The organism is Ottowia sp. (genome assembly GCF_016703145.1).
GTDB lineage: Bacteria > Pseudomonadota > Gammaproteobacteria > Burkholderiales > Burkholderiaceae_C > Ottowia.
Window position 1 is genome coordinate 499,379 of record NZ_JADJCO010000003.1, and the last position, 21,002, is coordinate 520,380.

Consider the following 21,002-nt stretch of genomic DNA (forward strand, 5'->3'; position numbering starts at 1 on the left):
GGCTCCACTCGCTGCGCGACCCCGGCCACGGGTGCACTGGGCAGTCGGTAATACTTAAATAATAGCTGTCACCGCAGTATCGGAGCGGGTTTCCATCACTTTTGATGCTCGACCGGAGGCCGCCAGCGCTTGAGCAGCAGCGCATTGCCGGTGACGCTGACCGACGACAGCGCCATGGCCGCGCCGGCCACCACCGGGCTCAGGTAGCCAAAGGCCGCCAGCGGGATGCCGGCCACGTTGTAGACAAAGGCCCAGAACAGGTTCTGCCGGATCTTGGCCACCGTGCGGCGCGAGATGTCCAGCGCCGCCGGCACCAGCCCCACGTCGCCGCGCATCAGCGTGACGCCGGCCGCGTGCATGGCCACGTCGGTGCCGCTGCCCATGGCCAGGCCGACGTCGGCGGCCGCCAGGGCGGGGGCGTCGTTCACGCCATCACCCACCATGGCCACGACGTGTCCATCATTTCTCAACTGCCCCACCGCCCGCGCCTTGTCGCCCGGCAGCACCTCGGCCATCACCTCGCCGGCGTCGGGGTCCAGGCCCAGCCGGCGCGCCATGGCCTCGGCGGCGCCGCGGTTGTCGCCGGAGATCATCACGGCGCGCACGCCCCGCGCGCGCAGGGCCGCCAGCGCGGCGGCGGCGCCGGGCTTGGGCTCGTCGCCGAAGGCCAGCAGGGCCAGGGCGCAGGGCGTCGCGTCCGGCGCATCGCGCACGGCCAGTATTGAAATCGTAGCGCCTGCCGATTGCTGGGCGCGGGCTTGAGCCCAAAATGGCTCCAAATCCACGCCCAGTTCCGCCATCCAGTGCTGGCTGCCGATCAGCACGCCGCGGCCGTCCACCGTGCCCTCGGTGCCGCGGCCGGGCACGGCCCTCACGTCCAGCGGGGCCTCGCTGGCCAGCGACCGCTCACGCGCCGCGTTGACCACCGCGCGCGCCAGCGGATGCTCGCTGCCGCCCTGCAGGCTGGCGGCGGCGCGCAGCGCGGCGGCTTCATCGACGCCGGTCGCCGGCACCAGCGCCAGCAGGCGCGGCTGGCCGAGGGTGAGCGTGCCGGTCTTGTCGAAGGCCACGGTGTCCACGCGGTGGGCAACCTCCAGCGCCTCGGCGTCCTTGATGAGGATGCCGAAGCGCGCCGCCACGCCGGTGCCGGCCATGATGGCCGTGGGCGTGGCCAGCCCCAGCGCGCACGGGCAGGCGATGACCAGCACCGCCACGGCGCGGATCACCGCCGTCTCCACCCCCGCGCCGGCCAGCCACCAGCCGGCGGCGGTGAGCAGCGCGATGCCCAGCACCACGGGCACGAAGATGGCCGACACCCGGTCCACCAGCCGCTGCACGGGCGCCTTGCCGGCCTGGGCGTCTTCCACCAGGCGGATGATGTGCGCCAGCACGCTCTGGCTGCCGGCGGCGGTGACTTCCACCACCACGCGGCCGTCGCCGTTGATCGAGCCGCCCGTGAGCGCGTCGCCCACGCCCTTGGCCACCGGCAGCGGCTCGCCCGTCAGCATGGATTCGTCCACCTGCGTGGCGCCTTCGCGCACCCGGCCGTCGGCGGGCACGCGCTCGCCGGGGCGCACGGCCAGCCGGTCGCCGGCGCGCAACTCGTCCACGGGAATGTCCTGCTCTCCATCGAAACCGATCAGGTGCGCCACCTCGGGCCGCAGCGCGTGCAGCGCGCGGATGGCGGCGGTGGTCTGGCGCTTGGCGCGCGCCTCCAGCCACTTGCCCAGCAGCACCAGCGTGACCACCACCGCCGCGCTCTCGAAGTACAGGTGCGCGTGTTCGCCATGGCCGGAGAACAGCCACAGCCACGCCGACAGCGCCCACGCCGCCGTGGTGCCGATGGCCACCAGCAGGTCCATGTTGCCGGTGCCGGCCTTGAGCGCGTGCCAGCCCGCGCGGTAGAAGCGCGCGCCGAGCCCGAACTGCACCGGGGTGGCGAGCAGGAACTGCACCCAGGCCGGCGGCATCCAGGCGATGCCGAAGGGCATCAGCAGCATGGGCGCCACCAGCGGCGCGCACAGCAGCAGGCCGATGCCCACGGGCGCGAAGCCGGCCCAGGGCGAATCGGAGACGTCGTCGATGGCGGCACCGGCCGCGCGCGGCGCGTAGCCGGCGTCGCGCACGGCGCGGCGAAGCCGCGGGCCCGGGTCGGCATCACCCGAAAAGGTGATGCGCGCGCTTTCGGTCGCCAGGTTGACGCTGGCCTCCTGCACGCCGGGCACCTTCTTCAGCGCCCGCTCCACGCGCGCCACGCACGAGGCGCAGGTCATGCCGCCGACGCCCAGGTCGAAAGTCGAGATGAGGGAGGTCTGGTTCATGCCCGCAGTGTGAAGCCTGCCATCATGGCAATGTCAACCGGCGGATGGATTTTGAATAAAAAATGGCCCAAGCCCGTGCTGGTATTTAGCCGACAGCTATCAAAATAGTATCAATTCACCCGCACGCTTGACATTGCCATGATGGCAGGGTTCATCATCGCGTCCTGTCGAACTTGGAGAACCTCATGAGCCAGCCCTTCACCTTCACCGTCACCGGCATGACCTGCGGCCATTGCGAGGCCGCGGTCCGGCGCGCCATCGGCCAGCTCGACGCCGCCGCCCAAGTGCGCATCGACCGTGCGCGCCACCTCGTCGAGGTCGAGAACGCCAGCCAGCCGCGCGAAGCGATCGCCGCCGCCATCCGCGAGGAAGGCTACGCGGTGGCGGAATGAGTGCCACTGCGCCGACGCCGGGCCGCCCCAAGGCGGCGCGAGCCTCCTCGGGGGGCAGCGGACCTCGCGCAGCGGGGGAGCGTGGGGGCTATGTCTCTATTGGTGAAGCCGCGCGCGCCTCGGGCGTGTCGGCCAAGATGGTGCGGCACTACGAAGCGCTCGGCCTGCTGGGCGACGTGGCGCGCACCGACGGCGGCTACCGCCAGTACGGCGAGGCCGACATCCACACCCTGCGCTTCATCAAGCGCGCCCGCGATCTGGGCTTCTCGATGGCCGAGATCGCCGGGCTGATCGGCCTGTGGCGCGACCGCGCGCGCGCCTCGGCCAGCGTCAAGCAGATCGCCCAGGCGCACGTGAACGATCTCGAAAAACGCATCCAGGCCATGCAGGCCATGCGCCGCACGCTGCAGAACCTGTTGCACCACTGCCACGGCGACGAGCGGCCCGACTGCCCCATCCTGGACGATCTGGCGGGTCAACCACCCCCTTGAGCCGCCGCCCGGCCGCCCGAAGGCGGCGAAGGCCCCCTCGGGGGGCAGCGGACCTCGCGCAGCGGGGGAGCGTGGGGGCCTCAGTTTGTTTGCCCAACTTTACAAGCCGACATCGGGCTGCGATGCGGGCGACACACCCGGCGCCCAGACTGCGGGGCCAAGCCGGCGTGGTTCTCGTGATCTCCATCGAGGGCGCCGGCCGGACCCCCGTCTCTGACGCTTTGCGTCGAAAGGAACCCGACCATGACCCCGACGACCCCGAAACGCCTGCTGCTCGCCGCCCTCCTGGCCGCCGCCAGCGCCTTCGCCGTGGCGCAGACCCCCGCGCCGGCCGCCTCCGCCACCCCGGCCGCCGGCGAGCACCACGCCCAGCGCGACCCGGCCCAGCGCCATCAGCGCATGGCCGAACACCATGCCCAGCGCCAAGCCGAACTGAAGGCCCAGCTCAAGCTCACCCCCGCGCAGGAAGGCGCCTGGACCACCTACACCGCCGCCCTGAAGCCCGAGCCCCGGCAGCCGCGCGCGGACCGGGCCGAGTTCGAGAAGCTCACCACGCCCCAGCGCATCGACCGCCTGCAGAGCCTGCAGGCCGAACGCCAGCAGCGCATGGCGCAGCGCGGCGAGGTGGTCAAGACGTTCTATGCCCAGCTCGCGCCCGAGCAGCAGAAGGTGTACGACCAGCAGACGCTGCGTCGCCACGCGCCGGGGCAGCGCCACGGCAAGCCCCACCATGGCCCGCACGGCCCCGCAGCGCGCTGAGTCCTTCCCAGCACGCACGCCGGCAGCGGGGCTCGCGCACTCCCTCCCGGCTTTTTTCAGGGTTTTCACGGTGTTTTGGCCATTCGCCTGCATCCTCATTGCGCCGGCAGCTCCTTTTTTTGAAGCAATCCGGGCGGGCCGGCTGGCCGCGCGCCCACTTTGGCCGTAAGCTGCGGCCCCGTGCCCTCTCCCATTCCCTCCCCCTTGCCGCTGCCGGCCGTACGCCGGGTTCCGCTGACGGCACCCTTCAAATGGCTGGCCCTGGGCTGGCGCGACCTGTGGCGCTGCGGTGCCTGGAGCCTGCTGCACGGCCTGGTGCTGGCGGCCTTCGGCGCCCTGCTGGTGCTGGCCGCCGGCGACCGCTTCTGGCTGCTGGCGGGGGCGTTCTCGGGCTTCCTGGTCGTCGCGCCGGTGCTGGCCACGAGCCTGTACGCCCTCAGCCGCGCGCTGGAGCACGGCGAGCCCGTGGGCGCGCGCACCATCGTCCAGACCTGGACGCGCTGGCAGCACGCGCGCTTCGCCGCGCAGGGCGGCTACTGGAACCTGGTGCGCTTCGGCGTGCTGCTGTCGCTGGCCGGCACCGGCTGGGTGCTGACCTCGGCCGCGCTCATCACCGTGCTGGCGCCGCAGCCGGTGCACACACCGATGGACTTCGTGCGCCACGTGATGCTGGCGCCGGGCGGCCACCTGTTCGAGCTGTGGCTGACCCTGGGCGCGCTGATGTCGGCGCCGCTGTTCGCCTCCAGCGTGGTATCCATGCCGCTGCTGCTGGACCGGCGCGTGGATGTGCTGCAGGCCGTGCTGACCAGTTGGCGGACTGTGCTGACCAACCCCGGCGCGCTGGCGCTGTGGGCGGCGCTGATCATGGGCCTGACCCTGCTGGGCATGGCCACCCTGCTGGTCGGCCTGATCGTCGCCGTGCCTTGGCTGGGCCACGCCAGCTGGCACGCCTACCGCGCGCTGGTCGATGCCTCGAACCTGCCCGAGCGCCTGCCGCCCGAGGGAGAGGCCTGATGTTCGGCTTCAACGAAGAACAGATCGCCTGGTTCGGCCTGACCATCGGCGTGGCCGCCTTCATGCTCTACATGGTGTTCATCGTCGCCCAGCTCGCCTGGGAGTCGAAGGCGGGCAAGTTCGGCACCTTCGTGCTGTTCCTGGCGCTGGCCTTCGGCATGCTGGGCTTCGTGGCCAAGGGCGTGATCCAGTGGATGATCGATAAGTAGCCTGACACGCCGAGCCCCCGACAGCCAGCCCCTCCCCATCCGGTGAGGGGCTTTTTTTCCTTCAGAGAAACCTGTGGACAGTTCTGGCACAAGCCGCCACTTGTCCACAGGCCGCGCCGCGTCGCCCGAGTTGTTCCTCTTCGTCCTTTGGGCCCACGGTGTCTTGCGCACACACGCGAACCCCGGGCAAGTGGCTGTCGCGACACGGTAATCCATCCTTGTCCACAAAAGCGCAGGACACCTACTACGACTACTAATGAATCACAAAGAGATAAGACAGAACAACCCCCGAACCGCCGCGCCGAGAAATGACCCTGGCGCCGGCGCCAGCCGGGCCCCGGCCCCGTTACATCCGCACGCCGAAACACCACCGTGGCACGGGGTGCGACTGTTAAGATCGGCCGGCTTTTTTCGCATTGCCTCCAGGCCCCGATCCCGACCCTCCGCCGCCGTTGTCCCGCGCCCCATGTCCGTTGCCCTCGCCGGCCGCAGCCCCGCCACCTTTGAAATCAAGAGCGCCAGCCTGCCGCTGCTGGCGCTGCGCCTGAAGTCGGCCGACCTGGGCGCCCTGGCCGACGAGTTGGCGTCGCAGTACGGCGAGATGCCGGACTTCTTCGACGACGACCTGCTGGTGCTCGACTTGGCCGCGCTGCAGCCCGAGGGCGCGGACGCCGCCATCGACTTCGCCGGCCTGATCGACCTGCTGCGTCAGCGGGGCCTGCGCCCGCTGGCCGCGCGCGCCGGCAGCCCGGCGCAGATGGCCGCCGCCGCCGCCGCCGGCCTGCCCGCCGCGCCCGACGTGCGCGTGCAGGCCCCGCCGCGCCCGACCGAGACCGCGCCGGCCGCGACCGTCCCGGCCCCCGCCACGGCGGCCGAGCCGCCGGCCGCCGGCGCCCTGGTCGTCGACCGGCCGCTGCGTTCGGGCCAGCAGGTGTACGCGCGCGGGCGCGACTTGGTGCTGCTGGCCATGGTCAACCCCGGCGCCGAGGTCATCGCCGACGGCCACATCCACGTCTATGCGCCGCTGCGCGGCCGCGCCATCGCCGGCGCGCGCGGCTGGCCCGAGGCGCGCATCTTCGCGCGCGAGATGCGGCCCGAACTGGTGTCCATCGCCGGCGTCTACCGCACCAGCGAGGAGCAGTTGCCCGAACCGGTGTGGGGCCGCGCGGCCTCGGTGCGCCTCAGCTCCACCGAGACGGGCGACAAGCTGTACTTCGAACCCATCCCGGATTGACCAGCGAGAACGGGCCTTTCCTCCACCAACATGCACGAACCAAGGGTGCTCTGACATGGCAAGAATCGTTGTGGTGACCTCCGGCAAGGGCGGCGTGGGCAAGACCACCACCAGCGCCGCCTTCGCTTCCGGGCTGGCGCTGGCCGGCCACAAGACCGCGGTGATCGACTTCGACGTCGGGCTGCGCAATCTCGACCTCATCATGGGCTGCGAGCGGCGCGTGGTGTACGACCTGATCAACGTCATCCAGGGCGAGGCCAACCTGACGCAGGCGCTCATCAAGGACAAGCAGTGCGACAACCTGTTCGTGCTGGCCGCCAGCCAGACGCGCGACAAGGACGCGCTGACGCAGGAGGGCGTGAAGAAGGTGCTCGACGACCTGGCGGCGATGGACTTCGACTACATCGTCTGCGACTCGCCCGCCGGCATCGAGACCGGCGCGCTGCTGGCCATGCGCTACGCCGACGAGGCCCTGGTGGTGACCAACCCCGAAGTCTCCAGCGTGCGCGACTCCGACCGCATCCTGGGCATGCTGGGCAGCAAGACGCAGCGCGCCATCGATGGCAAGGAGCCGGTCAAGGAGCACTTGCTCATCACCCGCTACAACCCGGGCCGCGTGGCCGAAGGGCAGATGCTGAGCCTGCAGGACATCCAGGACATCCTGCGCATCAAGCTGATCGGCGTCATCCCCGAGAGCGAGGCGGTGCTGCAGGCGTCCAACCAGGGCCTGCCCGCCGTGCACTTGAAGGGTACCGACGTGTCCGGCGCCTACGAGGACGTGATCGAGCGCTTCCTGGGCGCCGACAAACCCCTGCGCTTCGTCCAGGCCGAGAAGCCGGGTTTCTTCAAGCGCCTGTTCGGAGGCCGGTGAGCCATGTCCTTCTTCAGCTTTTTCCTGGGCGAGAAGAAAAAGACCGCCAGCGTCGCCAAGGAGCGCCTGCAGATCATCCTGGCGCACGAGCGTTCGGGCGGCAATGCCGGCAAGCCCGACTACCTGCCCGACCTGCAGCGGGACCTGATCGCCGTCATCAGCCGGTACGTCAAGATCGACCCCAAGGACATCAGGGTGCACCTGGAGCGCCAGGACGACCTGGAGGTGCTGGAGGTCAAGATCGAGCTGCCCGAGAAGGCCGACAAGCCCGAGATCGCCGTCAAGGCTTAGGTTTTCGGCCAAATCGGGCTGAAGCCCGCACCCGTATTGCGCGAACAGCTATTTTTTAGATAGCGAGCCCGTGCCGGGCAGCGCCAGTTCGATCCGCGCCTCGAAGCCGCGCGCGCGGCCGGGCGGGGGCGACGACAGGGCGAGCACGCCGCCGTGCCGCGCCACGATGCTCGACGCGATCGACAGGCCCAGCCCGTACCCCGCCTGGTCGCGTGCGTGGCGCACGTGGCGTTCGCGCAGCGTGGCCAGTTGTTCGGCGGGCACGCCCGGCCCGGCGTCGCGCACGATCAGGCTGGCGGGAGCGTGCACCTCGATCTCGACCGCGGCGCCGGCGCTGTAGCGCAGGGCGTTTTCGACCAGGTTGCGCAGGGCGATGGCCAGCGTGTCGGCGTCGCCCTGCACGGGAGCCATGGGGCTGTCGGGCAGGATCAGGTCGAGCCGGCGGCGCGCGTCCAGGCTGGCCCAGAACTCGTGGGCGACGGTGCTGGCCAGGGTGTCGAGCCGCACCGGCTCGTGGGACAGCGCGGCGCCCGATTCGGCGCGCGAGAGCTGCAGCAGCTTCTCGGTGCGTTCGCGCAGGGTGCGCAGGGCGCCGTGGGCGGCGCGCACGTGGGGGTCGTCGAGGCCGGCGTCGAAGGCGGTCTGCAGGCGCAGCTGCGCCACGGCCAGCGGCGTGCGCAGCTCGTGCGCGGCGTTGGCGGCCAGCGCGCGCTCGACGTCGAGCGCGTGCGCCAGCCGCTCCAGCAGGCGGTTCACGTCCTCGCCGACCGAGGCCAGCTCGGCCGGCAGGCCGCTCAGAGCGAGCGGGCGCAGATCCCCCGCGCCGCGCTCGCCGATCTGGCGCTGCAGCGCGTGCAGCACGCGCAGCTCGCGCGTGGCCACGCGGGGCAGGGCCCAGGCCAGCACCGCCAGCCCGGCCGCGGCGGCGACCAGCAGCACCAGCAACGCCTCGCGCCACTCCTGGTTGCGCTCGGACAGGGGGTCGGCCAGCAGGAAGAAGACCGGCTGCCGCGGGTGCGCCACCACGTGGATGCGCCAGGCCTCGGTGTCGTGGAAGCCGGGCCGCAGCGGCACGCCGAAGGGCTGCGCGGGGGCCTGTGGGGAGCGCAGCAGCAGCCGGCCGGCGGGGTCGAGGAGCTGGTAGATCAGCGGCCGGTCGTGGAACAGCGGTTCATCGGCCACGACGGGCCGCGCCGGGCCGGCGCGGTCGAGCTGGAACATCGCCACGTCGAAGATGCGGTGCGCGCTCTCGGCCAGTTCGGCGTCGAAGTTCTCCTCGATCTCGTGGTTGAGGAAGAAGGCCACGGCGGCCACGCCGGCGAGCCAGACCAGGGCCAGGCTCAGCACGAGCGCGCGGGCCAGGCGCCAGGCCAGGGTGCGGGTGGTCATCGGGGGTCGCCGGACGGGGCGGGGCCGTCGGCCCCGAGGCGGTAGCCCAGGCCGCGCTGTGTCTGGATGGCCTCGCGCCCGAGCTTGCGCCGCAGGCGGCTGACGAAGACTTCCAGCGTGTTGCTGTCGGCCTCGGCGTCGAAGCCGTACAGCGCGTCCAGCAGCGTCTCGCGGGTGTGCAGCCAGCCAGGGCGCGCGGCCAGCACGCGCAGCAGGGCCCATTCCTTGGGCGTGAGCACGATGGGCACGCCGCCCTTGCGCACGGCCTCGCGGGCCAGGTCGATCTCCAGCGGCCCCAGCCGCAGCGTGGCGCCGCCCGCGCCGCCGCCGGCCGCCAGGCGCCGGTTGACGGCGCGCAGGCGCGCCAGCAGCTCCTCGGGGTCGTAGGGCTTGACGAGGTAGTCGTCCGCGCCGGCGTCCAGCCCGCGGATGCGGTCGCTCACTTGATCGCGCGCCGTCACCACCAGGGTCACGGGCGTGCTGGGCAGCGCGCGCAGCGCCGGCATCAGCGCCAGGCCGTCGCCGTCGGGCAGGTGCAGGTCCAGCAGCACGGCGGCGTAGGCCGCGCCGGCGATGTGCGCGCGCGCCTCGGCCAGCGTGGCCACGGCATCGATGGTGTACGACTTGGCGCGCAGGTAGCCGCACACGGCCTGGGCCAGGGCGGGGTCGTCTTCGACCAGGAGGATGCGCATGGACGGGCCGGTGGAAGAGGCAGTGGACAAGGATGCGCCGCCAAGATGAACGGAGTCTGACCGCGCGGTTCAGGGCCGCTTCAGGCTCGGATTCTAGGTTCGCGGGATGCCCTTCGTGATCTCCGGCGCCGCGCGCGCCGCCTTGCCTTCGCCGCCCGCGGCCTCTTCCTGGCGGCAGCGCTGCGTGGCGCTCTGGCGCGCGCCGCGCAGTCCCCAGGCCATCGTGTGCGTGCTGGCCGCCTGGCTGGTGCTGGTGGCCAACGGGGCCTTGTGGGCGCGCCTGGGGCAGGCCGACGGCTACAACGGCTCGCTGGTCTTGTTGCGCGCGGCCTTCGCCTGGCTGGCCCTGTGGGGCACGGTGCTGCTGCTGGGGCTGACGGCCTGGCCGCGCGGCATGAAGCCGGCGTGGACCGTGCTGCTGGTGGTGGCCGCCTGCGCGCAGCACTTCATGCTGGCCTATGGCGTGGTGATCGACGGCGGGATGGTGCGCAACGTGCTGCAGACCCACGCGAGCGAGAGCGCCGACCTGTGGAGCCCCGGGCTGGCGGCGCATCTGCTGCTGGTGGCCGGCCTGCCGCTGGCGTGGCTGTGGCAGGTGCCGGTGCGGCGCGCCGGCGCGTGGCGCAGCCTGGGCCGCACCGGGGCGCTGCTGCTGGGCGCCAGCGCGCTGCTGCTGCTGGGGGTGCTGGGCCTGTACCGCGAGCTGGCGCCGGTGGTGCGCAACAACATGGCGCTGCGCTTCGCCTTCAACCCGGTCAGTCCGGTGCTGGCGGTGGCGGACGTGGTGATCAAGCCGCTGCTGCGCCGGCCCCGGCCCCGGCCCTTCGTCAGCATCACGGCGGGGGCCGAACTGGGCGCCAGCTACGGCGCCGCCGCGCGGCCGCCGCTGCTGGTGCTGGTGGTGGGCGAGACGGCGCGCGCCGACCACTTCGGCCTGAACGGCTATGCGCGCGACACCACGCCGGAGCTGGCCCGGCGCGGCGTGCTGAGCTGGCGCGACGTGCGTTCGTGCGGCACCAGCACGCTGCAGTCGGTGCCGTGCATGTTCTCGCACCTGGGGCGCGAGGCCTTCGTGCGCCGCGCCGCCAACCACGACAACCTGCTGGACGTGCTGCGGCAGGCCGGCCTGGCCGTGCTGTGGCTGGACAACCAGGCCGGCTGCAAGGGCGTGTGCGAGCGCGTGCCCAGCGCCTCGACCGAGGACGCGCAGGACACCGCCGCCGGCCGCCGCCTGTGCGAGGGCGGCGAATGCCTGGACGAGCTGATGCTGGACGGCTTGGACGAGCGCATCGCCGCGCTGCCCGAGGCCCGGCGTCGCCGGGGCGTGGTGCTGGTGCTGCACCAGATGGGCAGCCACGGCCCGGCGTACCACAAGCGCTCCAGCGCCGGGGCCAAGGCGTTCCAGCCCGAGTGCCGCACCCATGCGCTGGCCGATTGCGCGCGCGAGGAACTGGTCAACGTGTACGACAACTCCATCCGCGAGACCGACCGCTTCCTCGCGCACACCCTCGACTGGCTGCGCGCGCGCCAGGCGCGTTTCGACACCGGCTTTCTGTACCTGTCGGACCACGGCGAATCGCTGGGCGAGATGGGCCTGTACCTGCACGGCATGCCCTACGCCGTGGCGCCCGAGGCGCAGAAGCGCGTGCCCCTGGTCGCCTGGACCGGCCCGCTGGGCAAGCGCACCGGCATCGACGCCGGGTGCCTGCGCGGCACGCTCGACGCGCCGCTGACCCACGACCACCTGTACCACACGGTGCTGGCCCTGATGGACGTGCGCAGCCCCACCTACCGGCCCGGGCTCGACGCGTTCGCGCCGTGCCGCGGCAGCCCGGCATGAGGGGCTTGGCCTCTCCGTTGGTGCGTTCTGGATCAAAGTGGCCATGAGCCCGCACCCGCCATGTGCCGAAAGCTATCATTAGAGTAGCGTCCTAGAATTGGAAGCCATGCCGGCTTCCACCCCCGCGCCGCCCGTCGGCAAGCCCGTCATCCTGGTGGTGGAGGACGAGCCCGGCATCGCCGACACCCTGCACTACGTCCTGGCCAGCGACGGCTTCGAGCCGCTGCACTGCGCCAGCGCGCGCGAGGCCGTCGAGCGCTTCGCCGCCCGCGCGCCCGACCTGGCCATCCTCGACGTCGGCCTGCCCGACATGAACGGCTTCGAGCTGTTCCGGCAGCTCCAGGCGCTGCCCGGCGGCAAGCGGGTGCCCATGCTCTTTCTCACCGCGCGCTCGGCCGAGATCGACCGCGTCGTCGGCCTGGAGCTGGGCGCCGACGACTACGTGGCCAAGCCCTTCTCGCCGCGCGAGCTGGTGGCGCGCGTGCGCACCATCCTGCGCCGCAGCCAGCGCGGGGAGGCGGCGGAAAACGCAGCGGATTCCAAGGAAAAACCGACATCAGCCCGCTTGGATACTGCGCCGACAGCTATTGAAAATGAAGCAACCCGGCCCACCCGCCACGGCCCCTTCGAGCTGGACGCCGAGCGCCGCCTGATCCGCTACCACGGCCAGCGGCTGGACCTGGCACGCTACGAATACGGCCTGCTGGCCACGCTGATCCAGCGCCCCGGCCGCGTGTTCACGCGCGGCGAACTGCTGGCGCGCGTGTGGGACGAGCGGGCCGAGAGCTTCGACCGCACCGTCGACGCCCACGTCAAGACCCTGCGCGCCAAGCTGCGCGCCGTGCGGCCGGGCGACGACCCGATCCGCACCCTGCGCGGCGTGGGCTACGCGCTGAACGAGTGAGCCGCCGCACCCGCATCCTGCTGGCCTTGCTGGCCGTCTACGCCCTCGGCATGGCGGCGCTGCTGTACCAGCTGCTGGCCGACCTGGACCCGCGCTACCGCGAGTCGGCCGAGGAGGGGCTGATCGAGACCGCGCAGCTCATGGCCACCGTGATCGAGCAGGAGGTGGAGCAGGGCGCGTTGCCCACCGACCGCATCGCCGCCATCTTCCGCGACGTGTACGCGCGGCGCTTCTCGGCCCAGGTCTACCAACTGCACAAGACCCGCGTCGAGCTGCGCGCCTACGTCACCAACCGCCACGGCCAGGTGGTGTACGACTCCACCGGCCGCCACCTGGGGCAGGACTACGCCGGCTGGCGCGACGTGCGCAACACCCTGCGCGGCGAGTACGGCGCGCGCACCACGCGCGACGTGGCCAGCGACCCCGGCAGCACCGTCATGTATGTGGCCGCGCCCATCCGCTGGGAGGGCGAGATCGTCGGCGTGGTCTCGCTCGGCAAGCCGGTGCAAAGCTTCGGCCAGTTCGTCGCCGCCGCGCGCGGCAACATTCTCTACGTGGGCCTGATGTCCGCGCTGTCGGTGCTGCTGCTGGCGGTGCTGCTCTCTTTTTTGCTGATGCGGCCGCTGGGCATCACCACCGACCTGCTGGCCGCCCTCGGCACCGCGTGGTGGCACGACGAGCGCGGGCGCCGCCGCTTCAGCCCGCGCCGCGCCTGGCGCGCGCTGCGGGCGCAGTCGCGCGCGGCGCTGCAGGAGGCGCGCGACGCCATCGCCGGGCGCAACTACGTGCAGGACTACGTGCGGCAGCTCGCGCACGAGCTGAAGAGCCCCATCTCCGCCGTGCGCGCCGCCGCCGAGCTGCTGCAGGAGCCCGGCCTGCCGCCCGAGCAGGGGCGCAGGTTCGCCGCCAACATCGCGCGCGAATCGCAGCGGCTGCAGGACGTGGTGGAACGCATGATGGAGCTGTCCGCGCTGGAGAGCCGGCGCCTGCTGCGCGAGCAGCAGCGCGTGCCCCTGGCGCCGCTGCTGCACGAGCTGGCCACCGGCGCCCGCGCCCGGGCGCCCGGCCTGCGCATCGAGGTCACCGTGCTGGACGACGTGGCGGTGGAGGGCGACCCCTTCCTGCTGCGGCGCGCGGTGGGCAACCTGCTGGACAACGCGGTGGACTTCTCCACCCCTGGCGGCGCCGAAGGCGACGGGGCGGACATCGTGCTCACCCTCGCGCGCGAGGGCCGCTGGGCGCTGGTCCGGGTGCGCGACCACGGCCCCGGCGTGCCGGCCTTCGCGCAGGACAAGGTGTTCGACAAGTTCTTCTCGCTGGCGCGGCCGCGCACGCACAAGAAAAGCACCGGCCTGGGCCTGGCCTTCGTGCGCGAGATCGCCGTGCTGCACCAAGGCGGCGTCACCCTGGCCAACGCCCATCCGCGGCAGGAGCCGGGCTTCGATCTCGACCGGTCGCGCCGGGGCGCGCTGGCGGTGCTGCGGCTGCCGGCGCTGTGAGGGAGGAGAAACGGCGGCAGGTGCCCGTCGGCCAGGCTCCTCCTGAGCAGGACGGGGGCTGGCGTCACCTGGGAGCGGAAGGCGCTATCGGCGCGGCCAGATCGCGCGCGGAACGAATGCCTTGATCTCGATGGTCGAAAGGTTCAAGGGGTTTCCGTGTCAGGCGATTCGGTCATCGTTCGCGAACGCATGGTCGATGAGGTAAAGCCATGATCCATCGGCCTGCTGCCTGACGACCTCCGCCGTTCTTGACGACATGATGAGCGGTGCGCCGTCCTTCTCCGTTGAAATCGTCCACTCGGCCTGCAGCAGGGCAATGCCTCCGGATTGAATGCAGTACTGGTTGACGGATTGCATGGTTCCGCCCAGTGAGAGAAGCCCGCGCAGCGACTGCTCTATGTCCTTCAGTCCATGGGCGCGTTGCGATGGCTGAGGTGCAAGAACCGCGCCGGGCTCATAGAGCTTCAAGAGCTGATGGACGTCGCCGCTGTTGTATGCGTCGGCGAATGCTTGGTTGATGGCTTGGGGAGCGAGAATGGCCAAGATATTCCTTCAATTATCTAACGTTTGAATAATGTGTTAAGCGTCATTATGGCAGCACCGCCATTGCTTCAACCTCGATCAACAGGTCAGGGGTTGAAAGTGACGAGACCCCAATAAGGGTGATTGGACGGCGCGGATCGAAACCGAGATCCTGTGCCGCTTGAACAGCGCCGGAAACGACATGCTCCATCTTGTCAGGCGACCAGTTGGGTACGTACACCGTTAGTTTGCCACGTCAGCGAACGTGGCGCCAACGGCTTCAAGGGCATGAAACACATTGCGGTACACCTGCTCCGACTGTTTTGCAAGATTGCCATGCCCAACGAGATGTCCGCTCTCGTCCAATGCTACTTGTCCCGAAAGACAGACGACCCTTGTGCCCGTGGAAATGCTAGCTTGGAAGTAAGAGTCGGGCTTGAAGATGCCGTCCGGGTTCAGGACTTGAACTGTCATTTGATCCCTCCTTTTTCTGTATGCGCCGAGTTATTGGGAAATGATGACTACTCAGATTTAGATGCATTCATCCTACCCATCGTCTGCCATCCAAGTCAACTGGTGATATGTCTTAATTCATCGATTTTCAAAACAAGACGGGCGTGGCGCGGCGGCGCACGCACCGCTTCACGGATTTTTCACCCGCGCTTCACACACGGCGCATGGGGTTCTCGCGGGCTTCATCGGCGCTTCCAGCACGGTGAGCACAGTCGGCGCCATGCGGTGGCCGCGCCCAGGCCGGCGCCGCATGCCATCACCCCGCCAACCAAGGAGCCCCGCCATGCCTTCTGCCTCTCTGCCCGATACCCTCGCCGCGCCGCCGCGCCCTTTCCCCGACCGGGGCTGGCACGCCGCGCCGTGCCCGCGGCGCGGCGCCTGGTGCGCGCTGCTGGCCAGCCTGGCGCTGCTGGCGCCGGCGGCGCGCGCCCAGGACGCGGACAGGGCCGAGAGCCCGTACTTCTTCGTCCAGGGCGCGCAGCCCGGCGTGGACGCGCTGCCGCTCAAGCGCACCGACGTGCGGGTGCGCGTCAGCGGCGTCATCGCCGACGTGGTGGTGACGCAGCGCTATCGCAACGAGGGCACGGTGCCGATCGAGGCCCGGTACGTCTTTCCCGGCTCCACCCGCGCGGCGGTCAACGGCCTCAACGTGCGCATTGCCGACCGCCTGGTGGTGGCGCGGATTCGCGAGAAGCAGCAGGCGCGCATCGAGTACGACGCGGCCAGGCGCGCGGGCCAGACCGCCGCGCTGCTGGAGCAGCACCGGCCCAACGTGTTCCAGATGAACGTGGCCCACGTCCTGCCCGGCGACGAGGTGCAGGTGGAGCTGCGCTACAACGAGTTGCTGGTGCCCGAGGGCGGCAAGTACCGGTTCGTCTTCCCGACCGTGGTCGGGCCGAGGTACGCATCTCCCCGCGCTCCCGCGCCGGACGCCGCCGCCCCCGACCGCGCCGCCGCGCACGCGCAAGCCTTTCCTGCCCAGCCGGTGCTGCGCGCCGGCCAGCCCGGCGCCAGCGCGTTCAACCTGACGGTGGACCTGGACAGCCCGGTGGGCATCCAGGAGCTGCGCTCGCCCAGCCACGCCATCGACACGCGGATGGACGCCGGCGCCGCCGCCCGCCGCGCCAGCGTGCGGCTGGCCGATGCGTCCAGCCGGGGCACGGCGCAGAGCGACAACCGCGACTTCATCCTCGACTATCGGCTGGCGGGCGGGGCCATCCAGTCCGGCGTGCTGATGCAGCGCGGCGAGAAGGAGAACTTCTTCCTCGCCATGGTGCAGCCGCCGCAGGCCGTGCCGGCGGCGCGCATCAACCCGCGCGACTACGTGTTCGTGGTGGACATCTCCGGGTCGATGCACGGCTTTCCACTCGACACCGCCAAGGCGCTGATGCGCGAGCTGCTGGGCGGCCTGAAGGCCGGCGACACCTTCAACGTGCTGCTGTTCTCCGGGTCCAACCGCTTCCTGGCGCCGCGGTCGGTGCCGGCCACGCCGGCCAACGTCGAGGCGGCCATGCGCACCATCGAGCGGATGGGCGGCGGCGGCTCGACCGAGCTGCTGCCCGCGCTGCGCCGCGTCTACGCCGAGCCCAAGCCCGCCGACCTGGCGCGCACCGTGGTGGTGGTGACCGACGGCTACGTCACCGTCGAGAGCGAGGCCTTCGCCCTGGTGCGCCGGCACCTGGGGCAGGCCAACGTGTTCGCCTTCGGCATCGGCTCGTCCGTCAACCGCCACCTGATGGAGGGGCTGGCGCGCGCCGGCATGGGCGAGCCCTTCGTCATCACCCGCCCGCGGGACGCGCCGGCCCACGCCGCGCGCTTTCGCCAGCTCATCGCCTCGCCCGTGCTGACCAGCGTGCAGGCGCGCTTCGAAGGCATCGAGGTGTACGACGTCGAGCCGCCGCAATTGCCCGACGTGCTGGCCGAGCGCCCGGTGATCGTGTTCGGCAAGTGGCGCGAACCCGCCGCCGGGCCGTCCCAAGGCGGGTTGACCCTCTCGGGGGGCACCGTGCCGGCCGCGGGCGCGCAGCCGCGGCTGGTCGTCGAAGGCCGCGCGGCGCAAGGCCCCTACAGGCAGGAGCTGCCGATCACCCTGCCGCAAGAAGGCGCCAGCGCCCTGCGCCACCTGTGGGCGCGCCACCGCATCGCCGCGCTGTCGGACGAGGAGGCGCTCACCGGCGGCGACGCGCAGCGGGCCGCCATCACCCGCCTGGGGCTGGACCATGGCCTGCTGACGCTCTACACCAGCTTCATCGCCGTGGACAAGGTGGTGCGCCACCCCGGCGGCCGGTCGGCCACGGCCGACCAGCCCAGCCCGATGCCCGAGGGCGTGACCGACCTGGCCGTCGGCGAAGCCAGCGCCCTGGGCGCCGCCGTGTCCAGCACGCCGGAGCCCGCCGCCTGGGCGGCCATGGCGGTGGTGCTGGCCGTGCTGGCGGCGCGGCGCATGCGCCGGCGGCGCGGCACCTTCACCGCGTGAGGCGGCCATGGCGATCCCCTGGCTCCTGCGCCACCCGCCCACGCGGCGCGCGGCGCTGCGCATCGACCGCGCCCCCGCCGCGTGCTGGCTGGCGCTGCTGACCGCCGCGCTCTGGCCCACCTGGCGCTGGATGGCGGCGCGGCTGGCCGATGGCTCGGACGACCCGCTCGGGCTGCTGGCGCTCGGCGCGCTCACCGCGCTGGGGGTGGCGGTGCGCGGCCAACTGCGCGCCGCCCCGCGCCTGCCCTGGCTGGCGCTGGCCGTGGCCGGCACCGTGGCCGCCACGCCGCTGCGCGCGCAGGCCACGCCGCTGGTGGCCAGCGCGGTCGCCATCGGCGCCTGGGCCTGCGGCCTGCTGGCCTTTCTCCCGGCCGGCCGGAGCAGCGCCCTGGTAGCCCGGGACGGTGCTCCGCGGCGCGCCCCGCCCCGCGCCATTGCCGCGCTGCCGGTGCTGGGCCTGGCGCTGCTGGCGCTGCCGCTGATCGCGTCGCTGCAGTTCTACGCCGGCTACCCGCTGCGCGTGGTCACGGCCGAGGCCAGCCGCTGGCTGCTGGCGCCGTGGTTCGACGTGCTGCGCGAGGGCAGCAGCCTGAACGTGGGCGGCCACCTGGTCATCGTCGATGCGCCGTGCTCGGGCGTGCAGATGGCCTGGGCGGGCTACTTCTGCGCCTGCGCCGTGGCGCTGGCGCGGGGCCTGGGCGACCGCGCCGTCGCGCTGCGGCTGCCGCTGGTCGGCGCGCTGGTGCTGGCAGGCAACGTGGCGCGCAACACCGTGCTGGTGGCGCTGGAGGCCACGGGCCGCGCGGTGGCGTCCGGCCTGCACGAGGGCATCGGCCTGCTGGCGCTGGCGGCCGTGTGCGGCGCCGTCGCGGCGTGGATGGGGCGCCAGGGAGCTATTGATAAGAGAGCTGCTGGTGCAATACCCGTGCGGGCTGAAGCATGATTTCACTCAATTCCTTCCAGAACCGGGTGCTGGGCAAGGCGCTGTTCGGCGCCGCCATGCTGGCCTGCGCGCCGTGGGGTGCGCTGCCGTCGGCCTCGGCCGACCGCTCGCCCGAGGCCGACTGGGCCGACGAGCTGCCCGCCACCTGGGACGGCCGGCCGGTGCGCCCGCTGGCGCTGTCGGCCGTGGAGCGGCGCTTCGCCGAGCGCTTTCCGGGCCGCATCGCGCGCCTGACCGACGGGCGCCAGATCGTCGTGCTGCGCGACGTTGCCCGGCCCACGCGCCTGCTGCACCCGGCCGCCGACTGCTATCGGGGCCTGGGCTACCGCATCGAGGGCGAGCAACTGGAGCGCACCGCGGCGGACGATGGCGCGGTGCAGCGCTGCTTCACCGTCCGCAAGGACGGCGTGGCCCTGCGCGTGTGCGAGCGGATCGAGGACGCCAGCGGCCAGCGCTTCGCCGACACCTCGGCCTGGTACTGGGCGGCGGTGCTGGGCCGATCGCGCGGGCCGTGGCGGGCGGTGACGGTGACACGTCCGCTGCGGGGAGATGAAGCATGAAAACGGCGGAAAGCCCGCATGGATATTGCGCCAGAAGCTATCAAAAACGCAGTAACCGGTGGCGCCGCCGCGCGCTGCGCGCCCTGGCCCTCGTCGCCGCCACGCTGACGGTGCTGCTGGCGGCGCTATGGGCGCTGCTGCGCATCGCGCTGATGCCGCAGACCGGCGAATGGGCCACCGGGATCGGGCGCGGCCCCTTCAGGCTGCAGGCCAGCGTGCCGCAACTGGTGTGGCTGGCCACCACGCCGTGGATCGGCGAGCGCCTGCACGGCCTGCGCCTGCGCACGCGCCTGGGCCCCGTCACGCTGGGCTGGGCCGCCCCCGGCCAGGAAGGGCCCGACGCCGTGCTGACGCTGCACTGCGAGCCCTGCACCCTGCCGCTGCCCGAGGGCGCGCTGGGTCAGGCCAGCCTGGCCGTGCCGGCGGCGCGGATCGCCCTGTCGCGGGCGGACGTGCAGCACCTGCGCGGAACCGTGCTGCTGGCCGTTGCGCAGGGCGGCGAGGACGCCGTGATCGGCGCCCGCTGGCAGGCGCATCGCCACGGCGCGGGCTGGCGGGTCGCCCTGCAGGCGCCGCCCGCGCCGGTGCGCGACTGGCTGACCTTGCTGGCGCCCGGCCTGCCCGAGTCGCGCACGGCGCGCATCGAGGGCACGCTGGCCTTCGCCGCCGAGCTGCGGCTGCCCGAGCGCACGCTGCAGCTCGCGCCCGTGCTGGAAGGCTTGTCGGTGCAGGGCCTGGGCACGGGCGAGTGGGCGCACGCGCGCTCGTCCTGCGGCCCGCACCGGGTGCACGACGCGCGCGGCTGGCTGGCGCGGGCCGTGCTCGCGGCCGAGGACCAGCGCTTCTTCGAGCACCCCGGCTACGACCTGCCCGAACTGCTGGCCGCGCTGGCCGCCAACCAGCGGCATGGCGCCGTCCGGCGCGGCGGCAGCACGATCACCCAGCAGCTCGCCAAGCTGATGGTGGCCGGCGGCGAGCGCAGCCTGGCGCGCAAGCTGCGCGAGCTGCTCTACGCCGTGGAGATGGAGCGGACGCTGGGCAAGGCGCGCATCCTGCAGCTCTACCTGAACACCGCGCCCTGGGGCGAGACGGCCGGCGGCCGTCTCGTCTGTGGCGCCGACGCCGCCGCGCGCCACTACTTCGGCATACCGGCGCGGCGCCTGTCGGCCGGGCAGGCCGTCACCCTGGCCGCCTTGCTGCGCAACCCCGGCGCGAAGCCGCCGCCTGGGCGCGCGGCGACGTGGACCGGCAGCGCTGGGTGGCCGGGCAGGTGCGCGGCGCGTCCGGGCGGCAGCGGCAGGCGCTGGCCGCCGCGCTGGCGGCGGGCGGCCCCGTGCCCGTATCATGGCCGTTCCGCGCCCCCGAGGACGGCCATGACCCCCGACACCGCTGACCCTTCCCACCGGCCGCTGCTGCCGCCCGAGCCCGACGCCGAGTACGGCCACCTGCGCTGGGTCCTCATCGCCGCCGCGCTGCTGCTGCTGGTCGTGGGCGGCTACCAGGCCTACCAGTGGCTGAACCGCGACGTCGCGCAGCGCAGCGCCGTTGCCGAGGGCGCCGCGCCGGCATCCGCGCCCGCCGTGTCGGGCGAGGCCATCCACAAGTGCGTGTCGGGCGGCCACGTCACCTACACCAACCAGCCCTGCCCGGAGGGCGCCAGCGCCGATGCGGCCCCCGCGACCGGGCTGGACCCCAACGGCGTCAGCGGTTCGGCCGGCGACGGCGTGCCGGCGCTGGTGGCGCGCCCCGCGCCTTTCAGTGCCACCACCGACCCCAGCCAGCGCGCCGCCGCCTGCCGCTACCTGGCGGCCGAGATCGAGCGGCTGGACTTCGAGTTCAGGCAGCCCCTGCCGCCGCCGGTGCTGGACCACATCTCCACCCTGCTGGGCACCCTGCGCGCCCAGAGTGGCGCTGCCCGCTGCGTGCCGCCCCAGGCCGACGCGGCCGCGCCCCCGGCGCGCGGCCGCGCGGCGCCGAAGGTGGTGGAGGAGAAGCGCGGGGGCTGATATCCCATGTCCCGGTTAGCTATTAAATATATAGCTGAAAGCGTATATTGGGTAAGGGCTGGAGGTCGATTTGAAT

21 protein-coding genes are annotated in these 21,002 nt (G+C 72.1%); 15 read left to right on the plus strand and 6 right to left on the minus strand.

Annotated features, from left to right (window positions below; all coding sequences use genetic code 11):
• Window positions 1-95 precede the first annotated feature (95 nt).
• Complete coding sequence (locus IPG65_RS05975; RefSeq protein ID WP_293188339.1) at window positions 96-2,321, minus strand: cation-translocating P-type ATPase; 2,226 nt, start codon at window positions 2,319-2,321, stop codon at window positions 96-98.
• 185 nt (window positions 2,322-2,506) lie between these two features.
• On the opposite strand from IPG65_RS05975, the gene IPG65_RS05980 reads away from it, so the two are divergent.
• The 8 genes from IPG65_RS05980 to minE all read left to right on the plus strand — a co-directional run bounded on the left by IPG65_RS05980 (window position 2,507) and on the right by minE (window position 7,582).
• Window positions 2,507-2,713, plus strand: a complete 207-nt coding sequence (locus IPG65_RS05980) for a cation transporter (protein ID WP_293188340.1) — start codon at window positions 2,507-2,509, stop codon at window positions 2,711-2,713.
• Entirely contained in the window at window positions 2,710-3,204 is a 495-nt protein-coding gene (gene cueR, locus IPG65_RS05985; protein WP_293188341.1) for a Cu(I)-responsive transcriptional regulator, read from the plus strand. Before IPG65_RS05980 ends, cueR begins: the two co-directional genes overlap by 4 nt.
• 243 nt (window positions 3,205-3,447) lie before the next feature.
• Window positions 3,448-3,963 carry a Spy/CpxP family protein refolding chaperone gene (locus IPG65_RS05990; RefSeq protein WP_293188342.1) on the plus strand — a complete coding sequence of 172 codons (516 nt, stop codon included), beginning with the start codon at window positions 3,448-3,450 and terminating at the stop codon, window positions 3,961-3,963.
• 180 nt (window positions 3,964-4,143) lie between these two features.
• The gene (locus tag IPG65_RS05995; RefSeq protein WP_293188343.1) at window positions 4,144-4,977 is read left to right on the plus strand and encodes a DUF2189 domain-containing protein; all 834 of its coding nucleotides are present in this window, start codon (window positions 4,144-4,146) and stop codon (window positions 4,975-4,977) included.
• Window positions 4,977-5,186 (plus strand): DUF2788 domain-containing protein, encoded by a 210-nt coding sequence (locus IPG65_RS06000; RefSeq protein WP_293188344.1) that lies wholly within the window; start codon window positions 4,977-4,979, stop codon window positions 5,184-5,186. Before IPG65_RS05995 ends, IPG65_RS06000 begins: the two co-directional genes overlap by 1 nt.
• A 466-nt stretch (window positions 5,187-5,652) precedes the next feature.
• On the plus strand, window positions 5,653-6,420 hold the full coding sequence (minC, locus tag IPG65_RS06005) for a septum site-determining protein MinC (RefSeq protein WP_293188345.1): 768 nt from the start codon (window positions 5,653-5,655) through the stop codon (window positions 6,418-6,420).
• Between the two features lie 55 nt (window positions 6,421-6,475).
• Complete coding sequence (gene minD, locus IPG65_RS06010) at window positions 6,476-7,291, plus strand: septum site-determining protein MinD (RefSeq protein ID WP_293188346.1); 816 nt, start codon at window positions 6,476-6,478, stop codon at window positions 7,289-7,291.
• Between the two features lie 3 nt (window positions 7,292-7,294).
• The gene (gene minE, locus IPG65_RS06015; protein ID WP_293188347.1) at window positions 7,295-7,582 is read left to right on the plus strand and encodes a cell division topological specificity factor MinE; all 288 of its coding nucleotides are present in this window, start codon (window positions 7,295-7,297) and stop codon (window positions 7,580-7,582) included.
• 48 nt (window positions 7,583-7,630) lie between these two features.
• Here the strand turns inward: minE and IPG65_RS06020 are convergent, their stop codons facing one another.
• Window positions 7,631-8,971, minus strand: coding sequence for an ATP-binding protein (locus IPG65_RS06020; protein ID WP_293188348.1), 1,341 nt, complete (start codon window positions 8,969-8,971; stop codon window positions 7,631-7,633).
• The gene (locus IPG65_RS06025) at window positions 8,968-9,663 is read right to left on the minus strand and encodes a response regulator transcription factor (protein ID WP_293189963.1); all 696 of its coding nucleotides are present in this window, start codon (window positions 9,661-9,663) and stop codon (window positions 8,968-8,970) included. Before IPG65_RS06025 ends, IPG65_RS06020 begins: the two co-directional genes overlap by 4 nt.
• Window positions 9,664-9,769: 106 nt before the next feature.
• On the opposite strand from IPG65_RS06025, the gene IPG65_RS06030 reads away from it, so the two are divergent.
• The 3 genes from IPG65_RS06030 to creC all read left to right on the plus strand — a co-directional run bounded on the left by IPG65_RS06030 (window position 9,770) and on the right by creC (window position 13,906).
• Entirely contained in the window at window positions 9,770-11,503 is a 1,734-nt protein-coding gene (locus IPG65_RS06030; RefSeq protein ID WP_293188349.1) for a sulfatase-like hydrolase/transferase, read from the plus strand.
• A 106-nt stretch (window positions 11,504-11,609) separates the two neighbouring features.
• A complete protein-coding gene (gene creB / locus IPG65_RS06035) occupies window positions 11,610-12,407 on the plus strand; it encodes a two-component system response regulator CreB (RefSeq protein WP_293188350.1) in 798 nt (265 codons plus the stop codon).
• Entirely contained in the window at window positions 12,404-13,906 is a 1,503-nt protein-coding gene (gene creC / locus IPG65_RS06040; protein ID WP_293188351.1) for a two-component system sensor histidine kinase CreC, read from the plus strand. Before creB ends, creC begins: the two co-directional genes overlap by 4 nt.
• 159 nt (window positions 13,907-14,065) lie before the next feature.
• On the opposite strand, the gene IPG65_RS06045 is transcribed toward creC, so the two are convergent.
• From IPG65_RS06045 to IPG65_RS06055, 3 genes are read right to left on the minus strand one after another with little or no spacing between them, the layout of a single operon-like run.
• Entirely contained in the window at window positions 14,066-14,449 is a 384-nt protein-coding gene (locus IPG65_RS06045; RefSeq protein ID WP_293188352.1) for a DUF4440 domain-containing protein, read from the minus strand.
• 46 nt (window positions 14,450-14,495) lie between these two features.
• Window positions 14,496-14,669, minus strand: coding sequence for a hypothetical protein (locus IPG65_RS06050; RefSeq protein ID WP_293188353.1), 174 nt, complete (start codon window positions 14,667-14,669; stop codon window positions 14,496-14,498).
• Window positions 14,670-14,671: 2 nt separating this feature from the next.
• A complete protein-coding gene (locus IPG65_RS06055) occupies window positions 14,672-14,902 on the minus strand; it encodes a Rid family hydrolase (RefSeq protein ID WP_293188354.1) in 231 nt (76 codons plus the stop codon).
• Between the two features lie 322 nt (window positions 14,903-15,224).
• Here IPG65_RS06055 and IPG65_RS06060 point away from each other — a divergent pair, with 322 nt between their 5' ends.
• The 4 genes from IPG65_RS06060 to IPG65_RS06075 are packed head-to-tail and all read left to right on the plus strand — an operon-like array spanning window position 15,225 to window position 20,926.
• Complete coding sequence (locus IPG65_RS06060) at window positions 15,225-17,417, plus strand: VIT and VWA domain-containing protein (RefSeq protein ID WP_293188355.1); 2,193 nt, start codon at window positions 15,225-15,227, stop codon at window positions 17,415-17,417.
• A gap of 7 nt (window positions 17,418-17,424) precedes the next feature.
• On the plus strand, window positions 17,425-18,360 hold the full coding sequence (xrtQ, locus tag IPG65_RS06065) for an exosortase Q (RefSeq protein WP_293188356.1): 936 nt from the start codon (window positions 17,425-17,427) through the stop codon (window positions 18,358-18,360).
• Complete coding sequence (locus tag IPG65_RS06070; RefSeq protein ID WP_293188357.1) at window positions 18,357-18,920, plus strand: hypothetical protein; 564 nt, start codon at window positions 18,357-18,359, stop codon at window positions 18,918-18,920. The genes xrtQ and IPG65_RS06070 overlap by 4 nt, the downstream gene beginning before the upstream one ends.
• On the plus strand, window positions 18,917-20,926 hold the full coding sequence (locus IPG65_RS06075) for a biosynthetic peptidoglycan transglycosylase (RefSeq protein ID WP_293188358.1): 2,010 nt from the start codon (window positions 18,917-18,919) through the stop codon (window positions 20,924-20,926). Before IPG65_RS06070 ends, IPG65_RS06075 begins: the two co-directional genes overlap by 4 nt.
• Window positions 20,927-21,002: the final 76 nt, after the last annotated feature.

What these genes read in the sequence shown, in the direction of transcription:
- xrtQ (WP_293188356.1), top strand. Translation starts at nt 17,425, where the DNA reads ATGGCGATCCCCTGGCTCCTGCGCCACCCGCCCACGCGGCGCGCGGCG.
- IPG65_RS06030 (WP_293188349.1), top strand. Translation starts at nt 9,770, where the DNA reads ATGCCCTTCGTGATCTCCGGCGCCGCGCGCGCCGCCTTGCCTTCGCCG.
- IPG65_RS05975 (WP_293188339.1), bottom strand. Translation starts at nt 2,321, where the DNA reads ATGAACCAGACCTCCCTCATCTCGACTTTCGACCTGGGCGTCGGCGGC.
- cueR (WP_293188341.1), top strand. Translation starts at nt 2,710, where the DNA reads ATGAGTGCCACTGCGCCGACGCCGGGCCGCCCCAAGGCGGCGCGAGCC.
- minD (WP_293188346.1), top strand. Translation starts at nt 6,476, where the DNA reads ATGGCAAGAATCGTTGTGGTGACCTCCGGCAAGGGCGGCGTGGGCAAG.
- IPG65_RS06025 (WP_293189963.1), bottom strand. Translation starts at nt 9,663, where the DNA reads ATGCGCATCCTCCTGGTCGAAGACGACCCCGCCCTGGCCCAGGCCGTG.
- IPG65_RS06075 (WP_293188358.1), top strand. Translation starts at nt 18,917, where the DNA reads ATGAAAACGGCGGAAAGCCCGCATGGATATTGCGCCAGAAGCTATCAA.
- IPG65_RS06000 (WP_293188344.1), top strand. Translation starts at nt 4,977, where the DNA reads ATGTTCGGCTTCAACGAAGAACAGATCGCCTGGTTCGGCCTGACCATC.
- IPG65_RS05980 (WP_293188340.1), top strand. Translation starts at nt 2,507, where the DNA reads ATGAGCCAGCCCTTCACCTTCACCGTCACCGGCATGACCTGCGGCCAT.
- IPG65_RS06055 (WP_293188354.1), bottom strand. Translation starts at nt 14,902, where the DNA reads ATGACAGTTCAAGTCCTGAACCCGGACGGCATCTTCAAGCCCGACTCT.
- IPG65_RS06070 (WP_293188357.1), top strand. Translation starts at nt 18,357, where the DNA reads ATGATTTCACTCAATTCCTTCCAGAACCGGGTGCTGGGCAAGGCGCTG.
- minC (WP_293188345.1), top strand. Translation starts at nt 5,653, where the DNA reads ATGTCCGTTGCCCTCGCCGGCCGCAGCCCCGCCACCTTTGAAATCAAG.
- minE (WP_293188347.1), top strand. Translation starts at nt 7,295, where the DNA reads ATGTCCTTCTTCAGCTTTTTCCTGGGCGAGAAGAAAAAGACCGCCAGC.
- IPG65_RS06020 (WP_293188348.1), bottom strand. Translation starts at nt 8,971, where the DNA reads ATGACCACCCGCACCCTGGCCTGGCGCCTGGCCCGCGCGCTCGTGCTG.
- IPG65_RS06060 (WP_293188355.1), top strand. Translation starts at nt 15,225, where the DNA reads ATGCCTTCTGCCTCTCTGCCCGATACCCTCGCCGCGCCGCCGCGCCCT.
- creB (WP_293188350.1), top strand. Translation starts at nt 11,610, where the DNA reads ATGCCGGCTTCCACCCCCGCGCCGCCCGTCGGCAAGCCCGTCATCCTG.
- IPG65_RS05990 (WP_293188342.1), top strand. Translation starts at nt 3,448, where the DNA reads ATGACCCCGACGACCCCGAAACGCCTGCTGCTCGCCGCCCTCCTGGCC.